The 8478-nt window shown below is 43.1% G+C and carries 3 protein-coding genes, 1 rRNA gene and 1 pseudogene; 1 reads left to right on the top strand and 4 read right to left on the bottom strand.

The features are described from left to right. The 3 genes and pseudogenes from F1379_RS20140 to F1379_RS20130 all read right to left on the bottom strand — a co-directional run. A 16S ribosomal RNA gene (locus F1379_RS20140) occupies positions 1–373 on the bottom strand; the annotation flags it as partial. Between the two features lie 880 nt (positions 374–1253). Further along, positions 1254–1353: pseudogene (locus F1379_RS30365) on the bottom strand (RNA polymerase subunit sigma); the annotation flags it as partial. 159 nt (positions 1354–1512) lie between these two features. Further along, positions 1513–2502 carry a hypothetical protein gene (locus F1379_RS20130; RefSeq protein ID WP_150273164.1) on the bottom strand — a complete coding sequence of 330 codons (990 nt, stop codon included), beginning with the start codon at positions 2500–2502 and terminating at the stop codon, positions 1513–1515. 517 nt (positions 2503–3019) lie between these two features. Here F1379_RS20130 and F1379_RS20125 point away from each other — a divergent pair. Beyond that, a complete protein-coding gene (locus tag F1379_RS20125) occupies positions 3020–7447 on the top strand; it encodes an endo-1,4-beta-xylanase (RefSeq protein WP_150273162.1) in 4428 nt (1475 codons plus the stop codon). 310 nt (positions 7448–7757) lie between these two features. Here the strand turns inward: F1379_RS20125 and sigK are convergent, their stop codons facing one another. Then, complete coding sequence (sigK, locus tag F1379_RS20120) at positions 7758–8459, bottom strand: RNA polymerase sporulation sigma factor SigK (protein ID WP_150273160.1); 702 nt, start codon at positions 8457–8459, stop codon at positions 7758–7760. Positions 8460–8478 lie beyond the last annotated feature (19 nt).

The raw sequence follows: 8478 nt of genomic DNA, 5'->3' as shown, positions 1-8478 counted from the left end.
TCCCTACTGCTGCCTCCCGTAGGAGTCTGGGCCGTGTCTCAGTCCCAGTGTGGCCGTTCACCCTCTCAGGTCGGCTACGCATCGTCGCCTTGGTGGGCCGTTACCCCACCAACTAGCTAATGCGCCGCAGGCCCATCCCTTAGTGACAGATTGCTCCGCCTTTCATTCTCCCGCCATGCAGCAGAAGAAATTATCCGGTATTAGCTACCGTTTCCGGTAGTTATCCCAGTCCAAGGGGCAGGTTGCCTACGTGTTACTCACCCGTCCGCCGCTAAGCTAATCAGGAGCAAGCTCCCTCATAACTCCGCTCGACTTGCATGTATTAGGCACGCCGCCAGCGTTCGTCCTGAGCCAGGATCAAACTCTCCAATAAGGTATTGAAAGAGCGATAGCTCATTTTGAAACTGACGAGAATAAATTCTCATTTTTGGAATCACCGAGGTGATTTCCGATACTCACTCGTTGTTCAGTTTTCAAAGATCAACCTTCGTAATCTTTCATGGCCGTTTAGCGACCAGAATTAGATTATATCTCATTTCTTTCGGTGTGGCAAGAACTATTTTTTTCCTTAAGTTCTTCCTTCTGAATCGAAACTTCGTTTCATCCAAACCGCTTCAATGCGGCCGGAATAATAATATATCACGTATTCAAATTATGATGCAAGCTATAAATATTACCATCCGTCGTTTTATTTATTTCAACGACCGGACAGTTAATATATCATGTTGCTCAACAATTGTGCAATATATAAGTTTTTCCATAACAAACCTTGTTTCATTCATGATTGATCTTCTGTGTTTCCACGTGTTGCTGATTTCAATTCTATTTGATTGTACTATCCATCTTCAAGCGATTCGCTTATATCGTCTTAGGTCTCATGAAAATCGTCCGATACAATTGCTTTAAAATAGCTCTCCCTAAAAGGCATGTCACTTATATGTTCTCGAGCGTATTTTAGTTTCCCTTCAATTGTAAGCTTCTTCATCACTATCAAAGAAAAGCTTCTCCTTTATTCATAAATTATTTAGCATCCTAAACAAATCATTTGCCGGAGCACTCTCTCAACAATTAAACAATAATAAGGATGACATCCTCATTGCTTCAAATGCTCCTCCTTCTCATCAATTTAACCTGAAGAATTCACGGTACCAGTTTCCCTATCTTCATAATGTATACTTTTCCATAAAAATAACCTATAGGAATAAGACACTGAGGCCTCATTTCCTACAGGTTATTATCTCTAAGCCCTTTATTTATCGCTTCGCCTTATAAAATTCATGATACCGCTTCATGAGCGACCTTTTCTCCATGCGCGACCACATAACTGCGGCTAATCCCCAGCTCCTTTCGTCTCCCTCTATGACAATATCGCTCTCGGAGCCAACTGTAGACGCACCATGTAGATTTATAGCTTTGACTCTGTTGACTCAACAGCATATTTTTGGCAACACTCAAGTTATTTATAGTTATTATATTATTAAAACTGACTCTTCCAAACATTTAGAAAATTCATTATTTTAAACAATTTAATAAATCCATCATTAAATCTTGATCAGATATTTTTATTGAATTGCACTTGTCAATAATTTTGTGTATTAAGCGGTTATCATAAGTAAGATTATATTTTATAGCCAAATTTCGTAATATAATTGAATTTTTAATTATCACATCATTTCTTTCCTTCAATTCGAGAATTACTTTATTATCAAAAATATTTAATTTAAATAAATAACCCAAGCGAATCCTCATCATGACCTTCTGATCATATATTATATGAAAAGGCCTTAAGTCAAGTTTATTCTCCTTGCAAAAAACATCAATAATATAATCATAAAAATTTAAGCCATATAAATTATCTCTATTATAACTTGCACATGAAAATTCAAACTTCTTTAAACTATCTCTGCAATTTATATAATCCTCAATAAACGTTTTCAATAGATTAATATTGAAAATATAATTAAAATCTTGATATTTATAAAGATTGATTAGATAATCAATGCCCTCAATACTTTTATTAATCTCTTCATAGCTTGCTGTTTCCCTTACATATTTACCGTTATCATAAAAATCTGAAATATATATCAATTCTTTTTCGTTATCAAAACCATATATAAATGTTGTATGTATAAAATGTTCTTTTTCGAAACTCAAGGAACATCTTAAGTAGAAATTGTCAAGGCACGCATCTAAATAATATCCCTGGTTTATTTGATATTCTATATAATCTGTAAATTTAACAAAATGTGCTGTAGTTTGGTTGTTTCTTAACCAGCCAAAAAATGGACAAGAGTACCCAGGAATAATGTAATTATCTGTATCCGCCTGTTCATAAAAATCTGCCCGTGTCATAGGATGATATGGCCTAATTGTTAATTGTAAATATCGATCGCATAGCCAGGGGAGTACTTTATCCTCATTTACCCATAAAAAAGACAATATGTTAGCGATATGTGGGAATGATGTTATTGGAGGATATGTAACTGGGAGAATAGTTTTCATAGTCTACTTCCTTTACTTAAGAGTAGTCATCCTAAAATTAATATCGCAATAACAAAGCGCTCAATGTTTTTCCTGAAAAATAGGGGCTCCTCCAAATAATAAAAATCGTGAATATTTCATCTTGCACATCCCCCAAAACTGAAAACAACAACTATAACAAAGTTTCAGCATCATCCTTTTCTAGATTTATTTTTTTACCTGATAAGCTTCGTGTTCTTGCAAATCCTGATATAAACGCAAGGCTAAACTTACAAATCAGTAATATAGTACCACAAGAATGTCAAGACATATTGTCGAATCATGGATATGATTGCATTTATTTCATCCTATCAACTACCTCTTGGCGAGATAGATATATATTGTTCTTTAGTTTATTACTAAAAAAAACGAGGATTCTCCTTTAATTTGAGAGTATTAAGTTCCTAAAGTCCAATGCTATAATCCGGGCTAGAAGGAGGTGAGTGTCTAGCAAATATGTAAGCGCTTTATAACAAAACTCGCTGAAGGAGATGTATTAATGAGGAAATCGTTTAAGCAGGTTGTTTCCGGGTTACTCGCAACGGCCTTGCTTCTTCCGATCGGCTTGATGGCTCCGGCAGTCAACGCAGCAGATCTGGCGGCAGCTAACTCGAAAACTGTATATCAGGAAACATTTAAGGATGTACAATCGCTAAATGACGACACAGATATAACCCAATCAGGCAGTCCAAACCTGACGATTGTAAATGGCAAGACGTTTGATGGAAATAGCGATGGAGCAGCTTTATATGTAAATACCCGCTCCAATCAATGGGATGGCGTAGATATCGCCTTCGGAGATATGGGCTTGAAAGTTGGCCAGGAGTATACTGTAACCGCTTCCGTATATGTTGATGATAATGCTAACCCGCCAGCAGCCGGCAAAGCCGTCCTGGAAGTTGTAAGCAATAAAGGTTCAACGGACCCTGACAAAAAAGAGAGTTACACCGGAATCGGCTCCTCTGATTTCAAAGCGGGGCAAGGCATCACACTATCCGCCGCTCTTTCCGTTACCAGTGTTGAGCACACAGCGCTGCGAATCAAGTCTGATGATGCAGGTAACAAGGTTCCCTTCTACATTGGAGAAATCACTGTCACCCAGGCAGAAGCACCTGCCCAGACTACTGAAGTCCTTAATCAAAGTTTTGAGGACGGAAACACCGGTGGTTGGAGTAAGCTGGGTTGGGGATCCAACGGTATCACTTCGGTCGTTGACGAACTAGCCTCCCATGGCACGAAATCATTAAAGTTTTCCAATCGGGCCGATGAAAAAGCAGTTCCTGCTCTCGTGCTGACTGACAAGATGAAATCCGACCGTAAGTACGACATTTCCCTTAAGGTTAGACTCGGTTCAGGTGAAGGCATTTTCCATCTTGGTTCCAAGATTGATTCCGATTTAGCAACCAACAAGTATCCTTGGATCATCGGCGACCATAAAGTAAACGCTTCAGATTGGACGTTATTTGAAACGAAAGGCTATGAAATTCCATCTCAAACCAAGGAAGTCATTATTTTTGTTGAACCATCGGGCAATACTTTGACCTCGGACATATACATTGATGAAGTCATCATCACCGATGTGACCCCTGGCCAAACCTCACCGGAGGTTGTAGATAAGACAGGCATCTCTGCAGACTTTGAGAATGGCTTAGATGGCTTCGTTCCCCGGAATGGCAAAGAAACTGTGAAGCTTTCCCCAGATGCTAACCATACGCCTAACGGAAAACAAGGCTTGATTGTTACTACTACTGCACAATATGATGCAGCCTTAGTTAGTGCTACCGGAAAAATGGCAAAGAATCACGAATATGAGCTGTCAGCTTGGGTGAAAATGGCGCCTGGTGAAGCGCCTACAACGCTTCGCATTAGTGTTCAGTATGCTGACAGCGGTTTTGCGAACGTTTCACAAAATGCAACCGTTACCAATTCAGAATGGGTAGAGCTCAAAGGCAAATATACACTCACCACTACTCCAACGGTACTCAATGCTTATATTGAGACAGCAAACGACGACGGCGGCAATCGTACCTTCTACTTAGATGACTTTGTTCTGAAATATTTGGGGCCAGTAGCTGCGGCACCTCCAATTCAAGAAAATCTCCCTAACCTCAAAGACCTTTATAAGGATGAATTCCTGATCGGTAACATTGTTAACCCGGCTACCTTTGACGAGACCAGACTCAAGCTTCTGACGAAGCACCACAATGTCGTTACGTTCGAGAATGATATGAAGCCGGATTATGCTTATGATACCAACAGACAATTTGATTTCACCGCAGAAGATGCTCTGGTTAAACGGGTACAGGACGCAAACCTGGACCTTGTCGGTCACGTACTTGTCTGGCATGCACAGTCACCTTCATGGCTGCATACCGCTGCTGATGGTAAACCATTGAGTCGCGAAGAAGCTCTGGTTAATCTGAGAACACATGTCAAAACCGTAGTAGAGCACTTCGGTGACCAAGTCATTTCCTGGGACGTTGTCAACGAAGCCATGAACGACAACCCGGCTAACCCGACAGACTGGAAGAATGCTCTCCGCAATTCCGGCTGGTTACAGGCTATTGGCCCTGACTTCATTGAGGAAGCATTCCTTGCGGCAAAGGAAGTCATTGACAGTAACGGCTGGGATATCAAGCTTTACTATAACGATTACAACGATGACAACCAGAATAAATCTACAGCCATCTACAGCATGGTGAAAGAAATCAATGAGAAGTACGCCGCAGCTCATCCGGGTAAAAAGCTCATTGACGGAATCGGCATGCAGTCCCACTACAATTTGGGTACTAGACTGGACAATGTAAAATCGTCGCTCGAGCGTTTCATTTCTTTGGGTGTAGAAATCAGTGTTACAGAATTGGATATCATGGCAGGCACCAACTCTACAATCACAGCAAAAGAAGCGAAGCAGCAGGCATATCTATTTGCCCAATTGATGGATCTCTACAAGAAGAACAGCGAGCATATTGCGCGTGTCACCTACTGGGGATTAAATGACAGCACCAGTTGGAGAGCCGAGCAGAATCCAACCTTGTTCGACAAGGATTTTCAAGCAAAAGAGGCGTTCTACGCGGTCACTGACCCTGAAAAGTTCATAGCGGAAAACCCGCCGAAAGAGCTTGAATACAAGCAATCCAGCGCTTATTATGGAACACCTGCAATCGACGGCTCCGTAGACAGCGTATGGAGCAACGCTCCTGAAATGAAACTGGAGACGAAGCAAATCGCCTGGTCAGGCGCTACTGGAACCGCCAAAGCACTCTGGGATGACAACAATCTGTATGTGTTGGTGCAAGTCAAAGACGATAAGCTCGATAAATCCAACCCGAATGCCTGGGAGCAGGATTCCGTCGAAGTGTTCGTCGATGAAAACAATGGGAAAACCTCTTCTTTCCAAGACGATGATGGGCAATATAGAGTGAATTTCGAGAACGCGGCTTCCTTTAATCCTGAGGAAATTGCTGCAGGCTTCGAATCAAAAGTCTCTGTTTCCGGTACCAACTACACGGTTGAAATGAAAATCCCTTTCAAAAAAGCTAAACCTGCGAACAACGCCAAAATTGGCTTCGACGCGCAAATCAATGATGCTAAAGACGGCAGCCGGATCAGTGCAAACGCATGGAACGATGCATCCGGTCAAGGATACCAAGACCCTTCCGTATTCGGAGAATTAACTCTGACTGGCAAACCTTCTCCAGGCAATAACAATGGCGGAGACAGCGGCGGAACCGGTACTCCGCCATCTGGCACGGTCCAGAATAACAACGGTGTGGTATCCATTCAGCCTGCTGTAAAATTCGAGAACGGAACAGCTACAGCAACCGTTTCGAGCGCCAGCCTGAATAAAGCGATCGACCAGACTTCTCCAGGTGCGAATGGCAAAAAACAGGTTGCAATCGAGATACCGAAGCAAGTAAATGCGCAATCCTATGTAGTACAATTGCCTGCTTCACACCTGCAAAGCAACAGCAATATCGAGTTTATACTTAAGACGGACAATGCTGAACTTATTATTCCGTCGAATATGCTGTCTAATATGACAGGGCAAGCAGATCAAGTATCCATTCAGATGAACAAAATCCCGGGGGATAGCTTGAATACAGAAGTTCGCGGAAAAGTGGGCAGCCGTCCGATTATCGAACTTAGTGTAAAAGCCGGCGACAAAGTTATTGCTTGGAATAACCCTGCGGCCCCTGTAACAGTATCCATTCCGTATACAGCTGCGGCACAGGAGCTTGCCAATGCAGATCAAATCGTGATCCTAACCATTGACAGCCAAGGGCAGGCAACAGCTGTACCAAGCGGACGCTATGATGCGAAGAGCGGTTCGGTTGTATTCAAAACAACTCATTTCAGCACCTATGCTGTAGCCTACGTAACCCCTTCCTTTACTGACATGCAAAATATACAGTGGGCGAAACAAGCCGTTGAAGCAATGGCTGCACGCGGCGTAATCACGGGAATCTCTGAGGATAGCTTCGCACCCGCGGCTTCTATCACGAGAGCAGACTTTATTACCTTGCTTGTCAGAGCGCTTGAATTGAAAGGTTCCAGCACGAATGCGGCTACCTTCAGTGATGTACAGCCTACGGCTTACTATGCGCAAGCTGTAGCTATTGCACGGGAGCTCGGAATTGCATCAGGATTTGAGGACAATACCTTCAAACCGGGCAGCAGCATTACCCGTCAAGATATGATGGTTCTTACAGCAAAAGCCCTGAAAGCAGCCGGTAAGCCATCTGCCGGAAGCGGAAATCTGGCTTCTTATTCCGATGCAGCAAGCCTTTCCACTTACGCCATAGACAGTGCAGCTTTCCTTATAGGAAGCGGAATCGTCAATGGCAAGAACGATAAAATTGCACCAGCCGATTCATTGACCCGCGCTGAAGCAGCAATGATTCTTTATCGGATCTGGAAGATGTAGAAATGAAATATTAAACAGCTGATACAAAAGACTGCCTCCGTCATAAGCAGACGGAGGCAGTTTCTCTTTACATATAACAATCTCCCGCTGAGTCCGCTCTTCAGCGCCGGTATCGAGCCCGAACCGTCCAACAACGAATTCCTTCACCCGGTCATCCAATATTTGCTTGGTTTCTTTGGGTTACCACTAATCCTTATCAGTGTCTTTATTTTGAACAAAGTTCGAGAGATTTTGAGTTTCTAAACAAAAAAATAAATAACCTGCAGGATCGAGACATTTAATGTCTCATTCCTGCAAGCAAATGTCCTACTCACCGCTTCGCCTTATAAAACTCATGATAAAGCTTCATCAGCGCCCTTTTCTCAATCCGCGACACGTAGCTCCGCGAAATCCCCAGTTCCTTCGCAATCTCTCGCTGCGTCCGCTCCTCTCCGCCGGTGTCCAGGCCGAAGCGGCCGATCACCACCTCTTTTTCCCGGTCATCGAGGATATCAAGGTTGCGGTAAATCTTGCTCTTCTCGATCTTCAGATCGACTTCCTTTATGACATCATCCGTCTCGGAGCCAAGGATATCGATCAGGGTAATTTCATTACCTTCCTTGTCTGTCCCAATCGGATCGTGGAGAGACACGTCTTTCCGGGTTTTTTTTAGGCTGCGTAAATGCATCAGGATTTCGTTTTCGATACATCGGGCCGCGAAAGTGGCGAGCTTCGTGCCCTTGTTCGGGCGATAGCTCTCGATCGCCTTGATCAGCCCGATGGTGCCGATGGAGATGAGGTCCTCCATGTCTTCGCCGGTGTTGTCGAATTTTTTGACTATGTGCGCGACTAAGCGGAGATTATGCTCAATCAGCAAATTACGGGCTTTGGCATCCCCCTCAGCCATCAGCTCTAAGTATTTGCTTTCATCTTGTTCGGACAGAGGCTGGGGAAAAGCATTGTTTCTGACATACGATACGAGCAGCGTAAGCTCCTTGATTAACAACGCAATGGTGCTAATGATTCCCGGCAATTGGCGACACCTCCCGCAC

Source organism: Paenibacillus tepidiphilus, assembly GCF_008635795.1.
Lineage (GTDB): Bacteria > Bacillota > Bacilli > Paenibacillales > Paenibacillaceae > Paenibacillus_AQ > Paenibacillus_AQ tepidiphilus.
Note: the sequence above shows the minus strand (reverse complement) of the source record. Positions and strands in the feature narration are given on the sequence as shown.